The 16413-nt window shown below is 61.7% G+C and carries 15 protein-coding genes; 9 read left to right on the plus strand and 6 right to left on the minus strand.

Annotation, left to right across the window (positions count from 1 at the left end; translation table 11 throughout):
* Positions 1 to 30 precede the first annotated feature (30 nt).
* Entirely contained in the window at positions 31 to 1434 is a 1404-nt protein-coding gene (locus JBE38_RS06920; protein WP_060752681.1) for an MFS transporter, read from the minus strand.
* Between the two features lie 323 nt (positions 1435 to 1757).
* Here JBE38_RS06920 and proP point away from each other — a divergent pair, with 323 nt between their 5' ends.
* Both proP and JBE38_RS06930 read left to right on the plus strand, forming a co-directional pair.
* Positions 1758 to 3260: a glycine betaine/L-proline transporter ProP gene (proP, locus tag JBE38_RS06925; protein WP_060752680.1), complete on the plus strand. Its 1503-nt coding sequence runs from the start codon at positions 1758 to 1760 to the stop codon at positions 3258 to 3260.
* Positions 3261 to 3308: 48 nt separating this feature from the next.
* Positions 3309 to 3815 carry a GAF domain-containing protein gene (locus tag JBE38_RS06930; RefSeq protein ID WP_060752679.1) on the plus strand — a complete coding sequence of 169 codons (507 nt, stop codon included), beginning with the start codon at positions 3309 to 3311 and terminating at the stop codon, positions 3813 to 3815.
* Here JBE38_RS06930 and JBE38_RS06935 read toward each other — a convergent pair.
* Positions 3790 to 4713 (minus strand): AraC family transcriptional regulator, encoded by a 924-nt coding sequence (locus tag JBE38_RS06935; RefSeq protein WP_205343967.1) that lies wholly within the window; start codon positions 4711 to 4713, stop codon positions 3790 to 3792. The two genes, JBE38_RS06930 and JBE38_RS06935, sit on opposite strands and share 26 nt — an antisense overlap.
* 166 nt (positions 4714 to 4879) lie before the next feature.
* Here JBE38_RS06935 and JBE38_RS06940 point away from each other — a divergent pair, with 166 nt between their 5' ends.
* Both JBE38_RS06940 and JBE38_RS06945 read left to right on the plus strand, forming a co-directional pair.
* Complete coding sequence (locus JBE38_RS06940) at positions 4880 to 5902, plus strand: alpha/beta hydrolase (protein ID WP_205343968.1); 1023 nt, start codon at positions 4880 to 4882, stop codon at positions 5900 to 5902.
* A gap of 44 nt (positions 5903 to 5946) precedes the next feature.
* Positions 5947 to 7125, plus strand: coding sequence for an MFS transporter (locus tag JBE38_RS06945; RefSeq protein ID WP_205344018.1), 1179 nt, complete (start codon positions 5947 to 5949; stop codon positions 7123 to 7125).
* Here JBE38_RS06945 and JBE38_RS06950 read toward each other — a convergent pair.
* On the minus strand, positions 7082 to 7903 hold the full coding sequence (locus JBE38_RS06950) for an AraC family transcriptional regulator (protein ID WP_205343969.1): 822 nt from the start codon (positions 7901 to 7903) through the stop codon (positions 7082 to 7084). The two genes, JBE38_RS06945 and JBE38_RS06950, sit on opposite strands and share 44 nt — an antisense overlap.
* 97 nt (positions 7904 to 8000) lie before the next feature.
* On the opposite strand from JBE38_RS06950, the gene JBE38_RS06955 reads away from it, so the two are divergent.
* Together JBE38_RS06955 and JBE38_RS06960 are read left to right on the plus strand one after the other, a co-directional pair.
* Positions 8001 to 9212, plus strand: coding sequence for an MFS transporter (locus tag JBE38_RS06955; protein ID WP_060752674.1), 1212 nt, complete (start codon positions 8001 to 8003; stop codon positions 9210 to 9212).
* 110 nt (positions 9213 to 9322) lie between these two features.
* Positions 9323 to 10495: a GGDEF domain-containing protein gene (locus JBE38_RS06960; RefSeq protein ID WP_205343970.1), complete on the plus strand. Its 1173-nt coding sequence runs from the start codon at positions 9323 to 9325 to the stop codon at positions 10493 to 10495.
* Here the strand turns inward: JBE38_RS06960 and JBE38_RS06965 are convergent.
* Positions 10480 to 10788 carry a DUF2834 domain-containing protein gene (locus JBE38_RS06965; protein ID WP_205343971.1) on the minus strand — a complete coding sequence of 103 codons (309 nt, stop codon included), beginning with the start codon at positions 10786 to 10788 and terminating at the stop codon, positions 10480 to 10482. The two genes, JBE38_RS06960 and JBE38_RS06965, sit on opposite strands and share 16 nt — an antisense overlap.
* 83 nt (positions 10789 to 10871) lie before the next feature.
* On the opposite strand from JBE38_RS06965, the gene JBE38_RS06970 reads away from it, so the two are divergent.
* Positions 10872 to 11660: a helix-turn-helix domain-containing protein gene (locus tag JBE38_RS06970; RefSeq protein WP_205343972.1), complete on the plus strand. Its 789-nt coding sequence runs from the start codon at positions 10872 to 10874 to the stop codon at positions 11658 to 11660.
* 55 nt (positions 11661 to 11715) lie between these two features.
* On the plus strand, positions 11716 to 13425 hold the full coding sequence (locus JBE38_RS06975; RefSeq protein WP_205343973.1) for an amidase: 1710 nt from the start codon (positions 11716 to 11718) through the stop codon (positions 13423 to 13425).
* Positions 13426 to 13536: 111 nt separating this feature from the next.
* Here JBE38_RS06975 and JBE38_RS06980 read toward each other — a convergent pair whose 3' ends face one another.
* Positions 13537 to 14271, minus strand: a complete 735-nt coding sequence (locus tag JBE38_RS06980) for a CPBP family intramembrane glutamic endopeptidase (protein WP_198761176.1) — start codon at positions 14269 to 14271, stop codon at positions 13537 to 13539.
* Between the two features lie 375 nt (positions 14272 to 14646).
* Here JBE38_RS06980 and JBE38_RS06985 point away from each other — a divergent pair, with 375 nt between their 5' ends.
* Entirely contained in the window at positions 14647 to 15078 is a 432-nt protein-coding gene (locus JBE38_RS06985) for a nuclear transport factor 2 family protein (RefSeq protein WP_060752668.1), read from the plus strand.
* Position 15079: 1 nt separating this feature from the next.
* On the opposite strand, the gene JBE38_RS06990 is transcribed toward JBE38_RS06985, so the two are convergent.
* Complete coding sequence (locus JBE38_RS06990; protein WP_205343974.1) at positions 15080 to 16405, minus strand: aminotransferase-like domain-containing protein; 1326 nt, start codon at positions 16403 to 16405, stop codon at positions 15080 to 15082.
* Positions 16406 to 16413 lie beyond the last annotated feature (8 nt).

Consider the following 16413-nt stretch of genomic DNA (forward strand, 5'->3'; position numbering starts at 1 on the left):
CGGGGCCTGGTCACCCAAGCCCCGCACCGCTTATAGATCGGTGATTTCCTTGTGGCGTGGCACCAGCGCTTTCATCACGCTCCACGCCACCAGGTACGCCAGCGCACAGATCGCAAACATGATCATGTAGCCGGTGTGAATATCATTGACGGACTTGTAGTAGTCGAACACCCAGCCGCCGATCTTGGTCATGACCACGCCGCCCAGACCGCCGGCCATGCCGCCGATCCCCACCACGGACGCCACGGTTTTCTGCGGGAACATGTCGGACACGGTGGTGAAGATATTGCACGACCACGCCTGGTGCGCCGAGGCGCCGATACCGATCAGCAGCACCGGCACCCAGAAGCTCAGGTAACCCAAAGGCTGCGCCAGCAACACCACCAGCGGGAACAGTGCGATCACCAGCATGGCTTTCATCCGGCCGTCGTAAGGTGCATCGCCCCGCGCCATGAAGTAACTGGGGAACCAGCCGCCGCCGATACTGCCGACCATGGTCATGCTGTACAGCACCGCCAGCGGCATCACGATATCCGCGCCTTTCATGCCGTACTGCGCCGACAGGTAAGTCGGCAGCCAGAACAGAAAGAACCACCACACTCCGTCGGTCATGAACTTGCCAAAAGCGAATGCCCAGGTCTGGCGATAGGTCAGCAACTTGAACCAGGAGACTTTTTTCTGCGGCGCGCCGGCAGGTGCAGGGGTAAAGGGTTGTAGGGTCTGGTCACTGCGGATGTAGGCCAGTTCTTCGGCCGAAAGGCGCTTCTGCTCCTCCGGTTTCTGGTAAAGCACGCCCCACACAGCCACCCACACAAACCCCAGCATGCCGATGACGATGAACGCCGCTTCCCACCCCCACAGCCCGGCAATCAACGGCACGCAGATCGGCGCCAGGATCGCCCCCACGTTGGCCCCCGAGTTGAAGATGCCGGTGGCCAGGGAGCGTTCTTTCTTCGGGAAGTACTCGGCGGTGGCCTTGATCGCGATGGGGAAGTTACCTGCTTCGCCAATGGCCAGGACGGCGCGGGACAGCATGAAGCCGGCAATCGACACCGGGATCACCGCAAGACCAATGGCTCCGCTGACCGCCGCAATCCCCTCGCCCATCGGCACCGCGAACGCATGCATGATTGCGCCGGTGGACCAGATGCCGATCGCCACGACATACGCCGCCTTGGTGCCGATCCTGTCGACGAACCGCCCGGCAAACAACATGGAAATCGCATAGACGAACTGGAACACCGCAGCAATGTTGGCGTAGTCGGTATTGCTCCAGCCAAATTGCGTCGACAGTTGTGGCGCCAGCAGGCTGAGCACCTGGCGGTCGAGGTAGTTGACGGTAGTCGCGAAGAACAGCATCGCGCAGATGGTCCAGCGATAGTTGCCTACCGCCTGGCCCACGCGCTGGGCGTTGAGGGGCTCGTTCAAGTTCATGGCATCACTTTTTATTGTTTTTAGTAAGACACACGTAACGTCATATGTCGTCGTACAACATATGACTTTTATATCGAGCAGCCCGAGCGCTGTCAATCTGAAAGATTCAGCTTTGTTGAGGCCCTCGCAGGGATAGGAAGAATCGGGCAGGCACGGTTGTAGGATGACGCTGCTGATTACTCCGCGAAGAGCACGCCTGGCCATCCCCACTGCAAAAAAAAACAATCAGTGGTGAATTATTTCGTATGCGCTTGTATCTGAACTGACAGAGCGGTGCCATCGCAACGATGGCACCTCCCCTGTTCAGATTTAGAGTGGCCCGCATGAAATTACGCAAGAAAAGCGTCAAACCCATCGGATTGAAAGACATCACCATCGTCGACGATACCAAGGTGCGCAAGGCAATCACCGCCGCGGCCCTGGGTAACGCCATGGAGTGGTTCGACTTCGGCGTCTACGGTTTCGTCGCCTATGTACTGGGCAAAGTGTTCTTCCCCGACGCCTCGCCCAGCGTACAAATGATCGCCGCACTGGCTACCTTCTCCGTCCCCTTCCTGATCCGCCCCCTGGGCGGCCTGTTCTTCGGCGCATTGGGCGACAAATACGGGCGGCAGAAAGTCCTCGCCGCCACCATCGTGATCATGTCCCTGAGTACCTTTGCCATCGGCTTGATCCCAGGTTACGCCTCCATTGGCATCTGGGCACCGATCCTGTTGCTGCTCTGCAAGATGGCCCAGGGGTTTTCGGTGGGCGGCGAATACACCGGCGCCTCGATCTTCGTCGCCGAATATGCCCCGGACCGCAAGCGCGGGTTCCTCGGCAGTTGGCTGGACTTCGGCTCCATCGCCGGCTTCGTGCTCGGCGCGGGCGTGGTGGTGTTGATTTCCAGCGTGCTGGGCGAGGAACAGTTCGAAGCCTGGGGCTGGCGCCTGCCGTTCTTCCTCGCCCTGCCCCTGGGCATCATCGGCCTGTACCTGCGCCATGCGCTGGAAGAAACCCCGGCCTTCCAGCAGCACATGGACAAACTCGAGCAAGGTGATCGCCAGGGCCTGACCCACGGCCCCAAAGTGTCGTTCAAGGAGGTCGCCACCAAGCACTGGCGCAGCCTGCTGACCTGCATCGGTATCGTCGCGGCCACCAACGTGACCTACTACATGCTGCTCACCTACATGCCCAGCTACCTGTCGCACAACCTGCACTACAAAGAAAACAGCGGCGTGCTGATCATCATCGCGATCATGGTCGGCATGCTGTTCGTACAGCCATTCATTGGCTTTATCAGCGACAAGATTGGCCGCAAGCCTTTCATCATCGCCGGTAGCATCGGCCTGCTGTTGTTGGCCATTCCAGCGTTCATGCTGATCACCAGCGGCAAGATCGGCCTGATCTTCGGCGGCCTGTTGATCCTGGCCGTCGTGCTGAACTTCTACATCGGCGTGATGGCCTCGACCCTGCCGGCCATGTTCCCCACCCATATTCGCTACAGCGCGCTGGCGAGTGCCTTCAACGTCTCGGTACTGATCGCCGGTCTCACCCCTACCGCCACGGCCTGGCTGGTGGAAAGCACCGACGACCTGTACATGCCGGCCTACTACCTGATGGCGTTTGCCGTGATCGGCCTGATCACCGGCCTGACCATGAAGGAAACCGCCAACCGCCCCCTGCGCGGCGCCGCACCGGCCGCCTCTGATATAGAAGAGGCCAAGGAGTTGCTGCAGGAGCACCACGACAGTATCGAACAGAAGATCGAAGCGATTGACGCCGAGATTGCCGAGCTGGAAGCCAAGCGCAAGAGCCTGGTCGAGCAGCACCCACGTATCAACTAAGCGGCTGGCGTGGCGGCGTCTGCCGTCACGCCATCGGAGTGTTCAGCCATGATCCCCAGCGTCAACCCGACCCATTCGTTTCTCAGCCCGGAGGAGCGTGCCGCCATCGCGGAAATCGAGGCCACCACCAGCATCCTGCAATTGGTGACTCGCTTGACCAACATGCGCTTCGCCGGCATTGCCAAATTCACCGACGTGGAGTGGATAGTCTGCTCCGTGTACGACACCGCCAACATGGGCATCCATGTGGATGACGTGCTCGATCTGGAAACCACCCTGTGCAGTGAGTTCTGCATCAACCCCCACGCACTGTTCATCCCGCAAGTCAGCCAGGATGGCCGTTTTTCAACCCGCCCGGTGGTCAAGCAGTACGCCATTGAAAGCTACGCCGGCGCACCTATCTTCCTGCCGGACGGCCGCCTGTTCGGCGCGCTGTGCGCACTGGATTCACGGGCGATGCTGTTTGACGACCCCAACCTGTCGGAAACCCTGAGCCTGTTTGCGCGGCTGATCGGCTGTATCTTCTTCGCTAACTTAACGGCGGCCGAACAGTAACAACACGCTTGCCTCGCAACACGGCCACATCGCGCTTGGGCGGCACGCCGAACAGCCGGCTGTACTCTCGACTGAATTGTGACGGGCTTTCATACCCCACTTTGAAGGCGGCGCTGGACACGTCCTGATGTTCGTTCAACATCAAGCGCCGCGCCTCGTTCAAACGCAGCCATTTTTGATACTGCAACGGGCTCATTGCGGTGAGTTGGCGAAAGTGATGATGAAAAGTGGCCGGGCTCATTTGCACGCGGGCGGCCAACTCATCCACCCGTAGCGGTTCGTCGTAATTAAGCTTCAGCCAGTCAATCGCCTTGGCGATCCGATAGCCCTGACCGTCCACCGCACAGATCTTGCGCAGGCGCCCGGCCTGATCACTCTTGAGCAGGCGGTAGTGGATTTCGCGCTGAATCAACGGGGCAAGCACCGGGATCGCCTCGGGCTCATCCAGCAGAGCCACCAGCCGCGCGAACGCCTGGAGCATACCCTCGGTAACAGTGCCGATACCCACGCCCTTCAGCGCTGCCCGTTCGCGGGTTGGCGGCAACTCGCCCAGGGCGATCAGTTCAGCCAGGATCCGCAGGTCCAACTTGAAGGTCAGGCCCAGGCAAGGCTGAGCCGGGCTGGCGGCCAGCACCTCGGAGTTGGCCGGAATGTCCAGCGAGGTCACCAGAAATCGCGAGGTGTCGTAGGCGTAACCCAGCCCGCCCACCCACAACTGCTTCGCACCTTGGGCGACCAACACAATGCTGGGCTCGACCATGCAGACCACTGGCGGCGCCGGCTGCTCCCGCCGATAAAAGCCCAGGCCCGGGATCGCCATGGAGCGGTCACCCGGCGTGCAAACCTGCGAACCGATGGCTTGGATCAAGCTATCCAGAGGCGTTGGGTTGTTCTTCATAAAAGGCTCTTTTCTCTCTTCATCGAACTTTACCCCGGACGCCCCATGAACGTCCCCAGCAAACGCCAAGACTCAGAGGATCAGGCAAGTAATCCAGTGGAACGGACTACAGAACCACAGGCCACATCAGGAAAATGCACGGACCAACCTTCTCACGGATCACGCCATGAAAAGCCTTTTGCTCGCCCTGAGCGTGCTGCTGACGTCTTTTTCTTCACTGGGAGCCGATATGATCAACGGTGCTGACAACTTCTACAAAAGCGACAAGGTGACCGTCGAAAAAGTCACCTTCAACAACCAATATGGCATGCCGGTCGTGGCTAATCTATTCGTGCCAAAAAACCTTGCGCCAGCCTCCAAGAACGCAGCCATCGTCGTCGGCCACCCCATGGGCGCCGTCAAAGAACAGAGCGCGAATCTCTACGCGACCAAAATGGCCGAACAAGGCTTCGTCACCCTGTCTCTGGACCTGTCGTTCTGGGGCGAAAGCGCAGGCTCGCCGCGTAACGCGGTGCTGCCTGACCTCTACGTTGAAGACTTCAGCGCCGCGGTGGATTTCCTTGGCACACGCCCGCTGGTTGATCGCGAACGCATCGGTGTGATCGGCATCTGCGGCAGTGGCAGCTTCGCCATTGCCGCGGCGAAAATCGACCCACGCTTCAAGGCCATCGCCACCGTGAGCATGTACGACATGGGGGCGGCCAACCGCAATGGACTCAAACACGGCGTAACGCTGGAGCAACGTCGACAACTGCTGCGTCAGGCTGCCAACCAGCGCTACGTGGAATTTCAAGGTGGCGACAGCGTCTACACCGGCGGCACTCCGCACGCCCTCAGCGGCGATGCGGTAGGCGATGAGTTCTATGATTTCTACCGCACCCCGCGCGGCGAATTCACCCCGGCCGGCGCGTCGGCGCAAACCACCACGCAGCCGACACTGACCAGCAACGTGAAGTTCATGAACTTCTATCCGTTCAACGACATCGAGACGATCTCCCCACGCCCACTGTTATTGATCGCCGGCGCTGATGCCCACTCTCGCGAATTCAGCGAGGACGCCTATCAGCGTGCCGCCGAGCCCAAGGAATTGGTGATCATCCCGGGGGCCGGCCATGTGGATCTGTACGACCGAGTCAATCTGATCCCGTTCGTCAAGCTCACCGCCTTCTTCAAAGGCAACTTGAAGTGACCTCCCCTAACACTCATACGCACGGTTGGGCTGCGGTGTTCGCGATGTCTCTGGCGGCGTTCGCGTTGGTCGCCTCTGAATTCATGCCCGTGAGCTTGCTGACGCCGTTGGCGGCCGACCTGCAGATCTCCGAGGGTCAGGCCGGCCAGGGCATTTCGGTATCCGGACTGTTCGCCTTGCTCACCAGTCTGGTCATTGCGGCTGTCGCGGCACGGGTTGATCGCAAACGCCTGTTGCTGGGGTTGACCTTACTGATGATCCTGTCGGGAACCGTGGTGGCACTGGCGCCGGACTATCGGGTGTTCATGCTCGGCCGCGTGCTGATCGGCGTGGCCATAGGCGGCTTCTGGTCACTGTCGGCCGCCACTGCCATGCGCCTGGTGCCATCGGTCCAGGTGCCGCGCGCCTTGGCTATCGTCAATGGCGGCAACGCATTGGCAACCGTCATTGCAGCACCGCTGGGTAGCTTTCTCGGCGGATTGATCGGATGGCGCGGCGCATTCTTTTGCGTCGTACCGGTCGCCATGTTGGCGGGCGTATGGCTGCTGGTGAGCCTGCCATCGATAAAGATGCAGACCGCACCCCATTCCGGCAACGTGCTGCGCTTACTCAGAAAGGCTTCGGTGGCTCTGGGCATGCTCGCAGTCAGTGTATTTTTCATGGGCCAGTTCATGCTGTTCACTTACCTGCGCCCGTTCCTGGAAAACGTGACTCAAGTGAGTGTGTCCACACTGTCATTGATGCTGCTGGTGCTCGGCCTCACCGGCCTTGTGGGGACGTTCCTGATAGAACGGTTCCTGAAAAACGCTCTTTACCCGGCGCTTATCACCATCCCGCTGTTGATGGCCGTGATCGCCGTGGCGTTGTTGGTAATGGGCAGTTCGCCAGTCGCCACCACGGCATTGCTGGGTTTCTGGGGCCTGGTGGCCACTGCTGCGCCGGTGGGTTGGTGGACCTGGCTGTCGCGCGAGCTGCCCGATGACGCGGAGGCTGGCGGCGGCTTGATGGTCGCAATCATTCAATTGGCGATTACTGCCGGTGCCACGGTCGGCGGCCTGGCGTTCGATCACTGGGGCTATCAAGCGACCTTTGAGCTGAGCGCGGCATCGTTGGGTATCGCCGCGCTGTTGGCTTGCCTGGCCGCACGGCGCGCCTCGTTGACAACCGTGGGCGGTCGCCCTAACGGAAAAACTGACTCGGCGTCTTGCCGAACTGTTTCTTGAACATATTGGTAAAGGCGCTCGGGCTGTCGTAGCCCAGCTCGATCGCCACATCGATGATCTTCTCCCCCACTGCAATGCGCTCCAGCGCCAGCAGCAACCGCGCCTGCTGGCGCCACTGGCCGAACGTCAGGCCGGTTTCCTTGCGGAACAGGCGCTGGATGGTCTTCTGGTCCAGGCCCAGTCGGTCGCTCCAGTCCGCTACCGTCGAGGCATCACCGGCATCCTGTTGCAACGCCTGGCAGATAAGGTTGATGCGTGAGTCGGCGGGCTGGGGCAACGACAGCGGCAACGCCGGCAGAATCGCCAGCTCGTCGAGGATCAGGTGCATGATCCGCGCATCGCGCGAGTCTTCGGCATAAGGCGGCTTCAAACTCACCGATGCCTTGATCAGCTCACTGAGCAGCGGTGAAATGCTCACCGCCTTGGTCTCGGTGGGCAAATTCGGGAAGGCATCCGGGCGCACGAACACGCTGCGCATCTTCAGCGTGCCCACGCAGCGCAGCGAATGCACTTGCCCGCTGGGCATCCAGAAGCCGCGATTGGACGGTACCGTCCACTGGTTCTGCGCCGAGTGCACCACCATCACGCCTTCGATGGCGTAGAGTAGTTGGTGCTTTTCGTGGCTGTGATCCGGGATCACCCAGTTTTCAGGATAATCGGTGGCGGAACTGATCACCGCCCAGTCGCCCTCATCGATCTCCTGCAAAAATTCATCCAATGGTTTGATCATTTCGCCCTTTTTGCGATAGTTGCCTCCCGATTTTCGCGAGACAGGCATTTACGCCGAATCTAGCATGAACGCCGAAACAATTTGAAATGGGCAGCCAGCTCAAGTACTGGCAGCCCTGGAACGCTGCCTTGTATGGAATGCCTGCATGTCGACACTGACCGCGTCACCCGCCGCTGCAACCCCTGCGCCCCAGATAAGCCCTCTGGTCATGCGCGTCCTCGGTGCCTGCGCCCTGGCGCACCTGATCAATGACTTGATCCAGGCCGTGCTGCCTTCGATCTACCCGATGCTCAAAGCCAACTATGGGCTGAGCTTCACCCAGGTGGGCCTGATCACCCTGACCTTTCAACTGACCGCGTCCTTGCTGCAACCCTGGATCGGTTACCACACCGACCGCCATCCCAAGCCTTGGCTGTTGCCGGCGGGTATGGTCTGCACCTTGATCGGCATTCTGATGCTGGCGTTCGTCGGTTCCTTCCCGGCAATCCTGCTGGCAGCGGGGTTGGTCGGCGTCGGCTCGTCGACCTTCCACCCGGAAACCTCGCGGGTGGCACGCCTGGCCTCGGGCGGCCGCTATGGCCTGGCGCAATCGACCTTCCAGGTCGGCGGCAACACCGGCAGCGCCTTCGGCCCGTTGCTCGCGGCGGCCATCATCATTCCCTACGGCCAGACGCACATCGCCTGGTTCGGCCTGTTCGCGGTCTTCGCGATCCTGGTGCTGTATGGCTTGAGCCGCTGGTACCGCAACCACCTCAACCTGTTCAAGCTCAAGCAAGGCACCCAGGCGACCCACGGTTTGTCCAAAGGCCGCGTGACTTTCGCCCTGGTGGTACTGGCCCTGCTGGTGTTCTCCAAATACTGGTACATGACCAGCCTGACCAGCTACTTCACGTTCTACCTGATCGAAAAATTCCAGCTGTCGGTCGCCAGTTCTCAGATGTACCTGTTCCTGTTCCTCGGCGCCGTGGCCGTCGGCACCTTCGCGGGCGGCCCGATCGGCGACAAGATCGGGCGCAAGAAAGTCATCTGGTTCTCCATCCTCGGCGCGGCCCCCTTCACCCTGGCCCTGCCCTATGTCGACCTGTTCTGGACGGCGGTCTTGAGCGTGGTGATCGGGTTTATCATCGCCTCGGCCTTTTCGGCCATCGTGGTCTATGCCCAGGAACTTGTGCCGGGCAATGTGGGCATGATCGCCGGGATCTTCTTCGGCCTGATGTTCGGTTTCAGCGGCATCGGCGCGGCCCTGCTCGGCTTGCTCGCCGACAGCCACGGCATCGAGTACGTCTACAAACTGTGCTCGTTCCTGCCGCTGGTGGGCATCCTGACGATATTGCTGCCATCGACCAAAGGCGCCTGACCCGCCGATCATCGGCTGGCCGTACGCCAGCACGATGAATGCTCTGAGAAACCTGCGTGTGCGCTTACAATCCTGGCTTTTAGCGCACACCCAGGCAGACCCGGCACCCAATGACGCTCGATCCCCCGACCATTCTGGCACTCACCGTTGCCCTGGCAGCCGCTGCCGCCCTGTACCTGGCCGTTGAATGGCGCAGCGTGCGTGAACCCTCGCTGCTGTTCTGGAGCGCCGGCTTCGCCATCATCAGCTTCGGCTCCATCCTCGCCCTGCTGCGCAGCAGCGGCTTCTGGATGATCGGCATCTGGTTCGCCAACGGTTTGCTGGTCAGCGCACACTTTTTATTCCTGTTGGGCGTGGCACGCTTCACCCAGCGGCGGCTGTCGGCGTTTTGGCTACTGATGCCGGCCATATGGTTCGGGCTGCTGATGCTCCCGGCCGACCTGCTATGGTCCAAAATCATGCTGGCGGTGCAGTCATTGCTGGTGGCGCTGCCCACCTTGTGCGCCAGTTTCCTGCTGCGGCCCCATGGCAAATCCCTCAGCATCGGCGCGGTGCAACTGCGTTACGTGCTGCTGATCCATGGCGCGTTCTATGTGGCCAAGGCCCTGTCGGTGCTGATCCCCGGCACCTTGATCGACCTGACGGCGTTCAAGGGCGAGATCATCCAGGTGTCCCTGGTGGAGGGCGCCATGGCGATCATGCTGATTGCCTTGTCGATGACCGGTTCCGAACGCTACCGCCGCGAACAACAGATTGCCCACCTGGCCGCCCGCGACCCGTTGACCGCCCTCTACAACCGCCGCGCCCTCGACCTGCACGCACCGCCCCTGCTCACCCAGGTTTCAGCGGCACAACCGGGCGCGCTGCTGCTGATCGACATCGATAACTTCAAACTGGTCAATGACCTCTACGGCCATACCGCCGGCGACCGCTTGCTGATCACCTTGAGCGAGATGATTCGCACCGTGGCCCCCGACGGCTCGCTGGCCGCCCGCCTGGGCGGCGATGAGTTCGTGATCCTGCTCAACGACACCTCGACCGAGCAGATCGTGGAACTGGGCAGCCGCCTGCGCGCCCAGTTCCACCAATTCGCCTCGCAGTCCTTCATCACGCCCGCGCCGATCACGTTGAGTATCGGCGCCAACCTGTTCGACCAACCGCCGCACAGCCTCGCGGTGTTGATTGAACTGGGGGACAGCGCACTCTATGAAACCAAGCGGGGTGGGCGCGACAGCATTCGCCTGGTGGACCGTACCGGCGCGTACGCTCATTCATCCCGGTAGCCGTTCACAACGATGTACAACAACGGCCCCACCGAGACGAACACCGCCGTCAGCAAAAAATACGGCAGCACGCCAATCACCGAGCGCCCCCGGGCCCGCGCATCCCGATACATCCACACACATGCCAGCGCCGCCATCAGGTACAGGTCGATCACGACCTGCGCCGTGTCCGGCCGCGTCATCAGTTCCCAGCCGAACGCCAGTAACGATTGCTCGGCGGTGAGCATCACCGCCAGGCTGTACAGCGAAAACCCGAGCAGAGCGGCCAGGGCGATAGAGGGTCTTCTGGACATGGATTCTTCCTTGCAGTGAACGAGGCCCACCCTAGTGATAAGGTGGCGGCCCTCGCAATGACCTCGGAGGTCATGACCACGCCATGGACATCACCGTCAGCGCCGGCGAACTGTTACGCCAACTGCGCCGCCACGCCCACCTGAGCCAACTGGACCTGGCCTTGATCACGGGCGTCTCGCAGCGTCACCTCAGTTGCATCGAAACCGGCCGCGCCAAGCCGAGCCCGGGCACCTTGCATAATCTGCTGACGGCGTTGGAAGCCCCGTTGGAGCAGTGCAACCGTGTGTTCCTCGCCGCCGGTTATGCCCCCCGCTACGCCGCCACCCCGTTGGCATCGCCCGCCATGGCGGCGATTCGCGAGGCGGTCAGCCATGTGTTGCATGCCAACAACCCTGCACCAGCGATTCTGCTGGGCAGCCAGTGGGAAGTGTTGGCGGCGAACGCGAGTACCGGCGTGTTGTTTGAACTGGTGGGCATCCCGCCGGATGCGGCCGATGGCATCAACCTGCTCACCACGCTGCTGCAGACAGGTGGCCTGGGCGATCACCTGATCAACGCCGAAGAAATCCGCAGCCTGGCCTGGCAACGGGCAACCCGCGAAGCACTGGGTAATCCTGGGTTGGCCACGTTATTGGCAGGTCTACCGACACCGGCCGGCACCGAACTGCCCAGGTCGATGCCGCCGTTGGTGCTGACGCGTATCCGTTCGAAGCGGGGCGAACTGAACTTCCTGTCGACCTTCACCACGTTTGGCATGCCTCAGGACATCACCCTGACTTCGCTGCGGATCGAACATCTGATTCCCGCTGACGCGGCTACATGGCAAGTAATGCGTGCCGCCTACGCGGATTATGCGGCGCTGGTTTTGTGAAATATCTGTCCGTAGACTGCCGCCATACCTCCCACCTGAAGGCGGCGAAAAAAACGTGATGCAAGTTACCGAAGTCTCCATTGCCCAATTGCGCGCGGCGCTTGAAACCGGCCAGACCACTGCCGTGGAACTGGTCAAGGCCTACCTGGCGCGGATCGATGCCTATGACGGCCCGCAGACGGCCACTGCCTTGAACGCCGTGGTCGTGCGCAACCCCCAGGCCCTTGAAGAAGCCCAGGCGTCCGATGCGCGTCGGGCCAAGGGCGAAACCTTGGGGCCACTGGATGGCATCCCCTACACCGCCAAAGACAGCTACCTGGTCAAAGGCCTGACGGCCGCCTCGGGCAGCCCGGCCTTCGCCAAGCTGACGGCCTATCGCGACGCCTTCACCATCGAGCGCCTGCGGGCCGGTGGCGCCATCTGCCTGGGCAAGACCAACATGCCGCCGATGGCCAATGGCGGCATGCAACGCGGCGTATATGGCCGCGCAGAGAGCCCATACAACGCCGACTACCTCACCGCGCCCTTTGCTTCCGGCTCCTCCAACGGCGCAGGCACCGCGACAGCCGCCAGCTTTGCCGCATTCGGCCTGGCCGAAGAAACCTGGTCGAGCGGGCGCGGTCCGGCGTCCAACAATGGCCTGTGTGCCTACACCCCGTCCCGTGGGGTGATTTCGGTGCGCGGCAACTGGCCGTTGACGCCGACCATGGACGTGGTGGTGCCGTATGCACGCACCATGGCCGACCTGCTGGAAGTGCTCGATGTGGTGGTTGCCGAAGACCCCGACACCCGTGGCGACCTGTGGCGCCTGCAACCCTGGGTGCCGATCCCGAGCGTGGCTTCGGTGCGCCCGGTTTCCTACGCTGAACTGGCAGCGCCTCGTGAGTCGCTCGCAGGTAAACGCTTCGGCGTACCGCGCATGTACATCAACGCCGACCCCGAGGCCGGCACCAGCGAAAAACCCGGGATCGGCGGGCCGACCGGGCAGAAGATCAACACCCGTGCCAGCGTGATCGACCTGTGGCAGGCCGCCCGCCAGGCGCTGGAAGCCGCCGGCGCCGAGGTGATCGAGGTGGATTTCCCGCTGGTGTCCAACTGCGAAGGCGACCGCCCCGGCGCGCCGACCGTGTTTACCCGCGGCCTGGTGTCCAAGGAATTCCTGCACGACGAACTGTGGGAGCTGTCGGCCTGGGCCTTCGATGACTTCCTGCGTGCCAATGGCGACCCGACCCTCAATCGCCTGGCCGATGTCGACGGCCCGCAGATCTTCCCGCACGACCCAGGCACCCTGCCCAACCGTGAAGACGACCTGGCCGCCGGCATGGACGAGTACGTGCGCATGGCCAAACGTGGCATCACACCGTGGAATGAGATCAGCACCGTGCCCGACGGCCTGCGTGGCCTGGAGCAAACCCGGCGGATTGACCTGGAAGACTGGATGGACAACCTGGGGCTGGACGCCGTGCTGTTCCCGACCGTGGCCGACGTGGGCCCGGCAGATGCCGATGTGAACGAAACCAGTGCCGATATCGCCTGGAGCAACGGGGTTTGGGTCGCCAATGGCAACCTCGCCATTCGCCACCTGGGTGTGCCCACCGTCACCGTGCCGATGGGCGTGATGGCGGACATCGGCATGCCGGTGGGGCTGACCTTTGCCGGGCGTGCCTATGACGACTCGCAACTGCTGCGCTTTGCTTCGGCGTTTGAAGCCACCGGCAGCAAACGCGTGATTCCCCCGCGCACCCCACCCCTGGCGGTAGACTGATGTAGGAGCGAGCTTGCTCGCGAAAAACGTCAACGATAACGCGTTTCTCCTGAATGAACGCGGTGCCTATGAGTTCTTCGCGAGCAAGCTCGCTCCTACAGCATCTGCATTTCAAACCAACGGCACGGCTATCAACAAAATGGCCGTGCCATGGGTCAGCGTGGCTGGCAACACGCCATAACGCATCCGCACCCAGGCGCAGGCCAGCCCTTCGATCAGGGTGAACAGCAACACCGTCGCACCCAGTTGGGTCACACTCAAGGCCAGGAACGTATGGCAGGCGGCAAAGGCCACGCCGCTGATCAAGGCGGCGCGCAACGGCGTGAGCTGCTGCTCCAGGTAACCCTGCAGGAACCCGCGAAACAACACCTCTTCCAGCGCGTTGGCGCCATAAGCCAATACCAGCATGCCCGGCAGCCACACCCAATAGCCATGGATCGCGGACGCGTCGATACCTTGATGAACCCGTAGCGGCACACCGATCAGGCAGCCCACCAGCAGCCCCACGGCCAGGCCAACAGCCGGATTGCCGATCGACCAGCGCACCAGCTGCCACAACTGCGGCGCGATCCGCGCCAACAACAGGATCAGCAACGCCGATAAACCACCCAGCATGGCCAATACGAACGTATTGTGGGTGAAGGCGATCTGCGCCTCGCTGCCGAGCGACCACATGCCCAGCGGCGTCATCACGTCGCGCATCAATACGAACGCCGCCAGCAGGATCAGGATGCGCATTGCGGACAAGGTGCTGGGCGTCAGCGCAAACCACAGCCCGAACAGCAACAGACCCGGCGCCAAGTGGAGGCCGTAGTCAATCAATACTTCCATGCCTTGGGTAATCATCAACGCATCAACCCCGAGCGATAGCGATCATGTCGATTTTGATCGACGCCGGCTTCGCAAACGGCCTCCCTGCACCGACGGAGGGTTGAACGGCCTGGTAGTTTGGGTTCGGTAGCATGGCTGGCTTCCTGGTGGATTTGATCAGTGTGGCGCTAGCATAGCCATGTGCCACAAAGGCAGGAAGTGGGGCAAATTCCAGGAAGAAACTGAGCAAGTGTTGAGATGTCATATGATGTCGCACGCTATTTAAAGGGCGATCTATACCGTTATTTTAAAGGCATTCAAAAAATTCACTTTCCTTGCAGATTAAAAATACGGCATGGTTGTACGACGACTTAAATGTTCGTAGCCCCTGACAACAATAAGGAAACACCCATGCCCAACATCAAAGTGCTGATCGGTTTTCTGTGCCTGTTTTCCGCTGCGGTCTCAGCCGCGCCCGCCCCCGCCGAAAAAGAGGTGGCGCAGGCCGTCGACCAACTGACCCAAGCCATGCTCCACCTGGACCTCAAGCAACTGCACGCGCTGACGTCCGACAAGCTCACCTACGGCCACTCCAGCGGAAAGGTCCAGAACAAGGCGCAATTCATCGCCGACCTGGAAAACCACACCAGCGCATTCAAGACCCTGGAGATGCAGAACCAGACCATCACGCTCGACGGCGACACCGCCTTGGTGCGCAACCACTTTCACGCCCTGGCGGTGAACAGCGGCGTCGAAGTGCCCACCGATATCGACAACTTCCAGGTCTGGCAGAAACAGCAAGGCAAGTGGCTGCTGATCGGGCGTCAAGCCTACAAGTACTGACTCACCATGCCACCACCTTGCGCACCTTGAGCAACGCCTCGCGCAACGCCGGTATTTCCACCGAGCCGAGTGCCAGACGCAACGCGTGGGGCACGTAGGCCGAGACCGCAAACGGCTCGGCGGTGGACACGGAAATCTGCTCGCGCTGCAAGGTCATGGCGATCTGGTCAGCGCGGGCATCCTCCCCCAGCGGCAACCACAGAAAGTACGACGAGGGGTGACTGATGTAATCAACACCCTTCAGCACCTGCGCCGCCAAAGCCTGCCGCATCCGGGCATCCTGGCGTTTTTGCGCTTCCAGCCGCGCCACGGTGCCGTCTTCGATCCAGGCCACGGCAATCGCACTCATCACCCCCGGCACGTTCCAGGTGGTGGCCATGATCCTGCGCTCCAACCCTTTCACCCAGGCAAGCGGCGCAGCGATGAAGCCGACGCGCAGTCCCGTGGCCACACTCTTGGAAAAGCCACCGACATACACCGTGCGCTCCGGCGCCAGGCTCGCCAGGGGCAGTGGCGCGTCGTCGGCGAGAAATGCGTAGGCCGCATCTTCGATAATCATCAGATTGTGCCGACGGGCAATCTCGACCAGTTGCTCACGCTGTGCCAGGTTCAACACCCAGCCCAAAGGGTTGTGCAAGGTCGGAATGCTATACACGGCGCGCACCGGTCGCTGGCGACACAGACGCTGCAGGAACTCAAGGTCCGGCCCCTCGGCACCGACCGGAATCGCGACGACCTCCAGGTGCAGGGTCTCGGCCAGCACTTTGAAGCCCGAATACGTCAGCGCATCCACGGCGATCACCTCCCCGGGCTTGAGCAATGCCATCAGGCTTACCGCCAAGCCGTGCTGGGCGCCGCTGACCACCAGCACCTGTTCAGCGTCCACCGCCAGCCCCCGACTCAACAAGTGCCGCGCCACCGCTGCGCGCTCGTGCAGGCGACCGGCGTGGGGCTGATAGCGCAACAGGGCTTCGAGGTCACCCGACAGGGCCAGTTGGCGCAACGCCGTGCGCAACAGGTCGGCCTGGCCAGGCAACGCGGGGTAGTTGAAGTTGAGGTCGAGCATGCCCGTAGCGACGATCATCTGGCCACTGCCCTGCCCCGGCGGCAACGCAATCTCCCTGACAAACGTGCCACGGCCGGTCTCACCGCTGACCAGGCCCATGGCCTCCAGCTCGGCATACACGCGACTGGCAGTGACCAGGGCCAGGCCATGCTCGGCGGCCAGTTGCCGGTGGGTCGGCAGTCGTGTGCCAGGCAGCATCTTCCCGCTGCGGATATCGGCGGCGAAGCGGTCGACCAGCGACTTGTAGCGGGCGCGCGGCATAGGCGGTG

This window comes from Pseudomonas sp. ICBG1301 (assembly GCF_016918385.1).
In the GTDB taxonomy this organism is placed as follows: Bacteria; Pseudomonadota; Gammaproteobacteria; order Pseudomonadales; family Pseudomonadaceae; genus Aquipseudomonas; species Aquipseudomonas palleroniana.

What these genes read in the sequence shown, in the direction of transcription:
- JBE38_RS06920 (WP_060752681.1), bottom strand. Translation starts at nt 1,434, where the DNA reads ATGAACTTGAACGAGCCCCTCAACGCCCAGCGCGTGGGCCAGGCGGTA.
- proP (WP_060752680.1), top strand. Translation starts at nt 1,758, where the DNA reads ATGAAATTACGCAAGAAAAGCGTCAAACCCATCGGATTGAAAGACATC.
- JBE38_RS06930 (WP_060752679.1), top strand. Translation starts at nt 3,309, where the DNA reads ATGATCCCCAGCGTCAACCCGACCCATTCGTTTCTCAGCCCGGAGGAG.
- JBE38_RS06935 (WP_205343967.1), bottom strand. Translation starts at nt 4,713, where the DNA reads ATGAAGAACAACCCAACGCCTCTGGATAGCTTGATCCAAGCCATCGGT.
- JBE38_RS06940 (WP_205343968.1), top strand. Translation starts at nt 4,880, where the DNA reads ATGAAAAGCCTTTTGCTCGCCCTGAGCGTGCTGCTGACGTCTTTTTCT.
- JBE38_RS06945 (WP_205344018.1), top strand. Translation starts at nt 5,947, where the DNA reads ATGTCTCTGGCGGCGTTCGCGTTGGTCGCCTCTGAATTCATGCCCGTG.
- JBE38_RS06950 (WP_205343969.1), bottom strand. Translation starts at nt 7,903, where the DNA reads ATGCCTGTCTCGCGAAAATCGGGAGGCAACTATCGCAAAAAGGGCGAA.
- JBE38_RS06955 (WP_060752674.1), top strand. Translation starts at nt 8,001, where the DNA reads ATGTCGACACTGACCGCGTCACCCGCCGCTGCAACCCCTGCGCCCCAG.
- JBE38_RS06960 (WP_205343970.1), top strand. Translation starts at nt 9,323, where the DNA reads ATGACGCTCGATCCCCCGACCATTCTGGCACTCACCGTTGCCCTGGCA.
- JBE38_RS06965 (WP_205343971.1), bottom strand. Translation starts at nt 10,788, where the DNA reads ATGTCCAGAAGACCCTCTATCGCCCTGGCCGCTCTGCTCGGGTTTTCG.
- JBE38_RS06970 (WP_205343972.1), top strand. Translation starts at nt 10,872, where the DNA reads ATGGACATCACCGTCAGCGCCGGCGAACTGTTACGCCAACTGCGCCGC.
- JBE38_RS06980 (WP_198761176.1), bottom strand. Translation starts at nt 14,271, where the DNA reads ATGATTACCCAAGGCATGGAAGTATTGATTGACTACGGCCTCCACTTG.
- JBE38_RS06985 (WP_060752668.1), top strand. Translation starts at nt 14,647, where the DNA reads ATGCCCAACATCAAAGTGCTGATCGGTTTTCTGTGCCTGTTTTCCGCT.
- JBE38_RS06990 (WP_205343974.1), bottom strand. Translation starts at nt 16,405, where the DNA reads ATGCCGCGCGCCCGCTACAAGTCGCTGGTCGACCGCTTCGCCGCCGAT.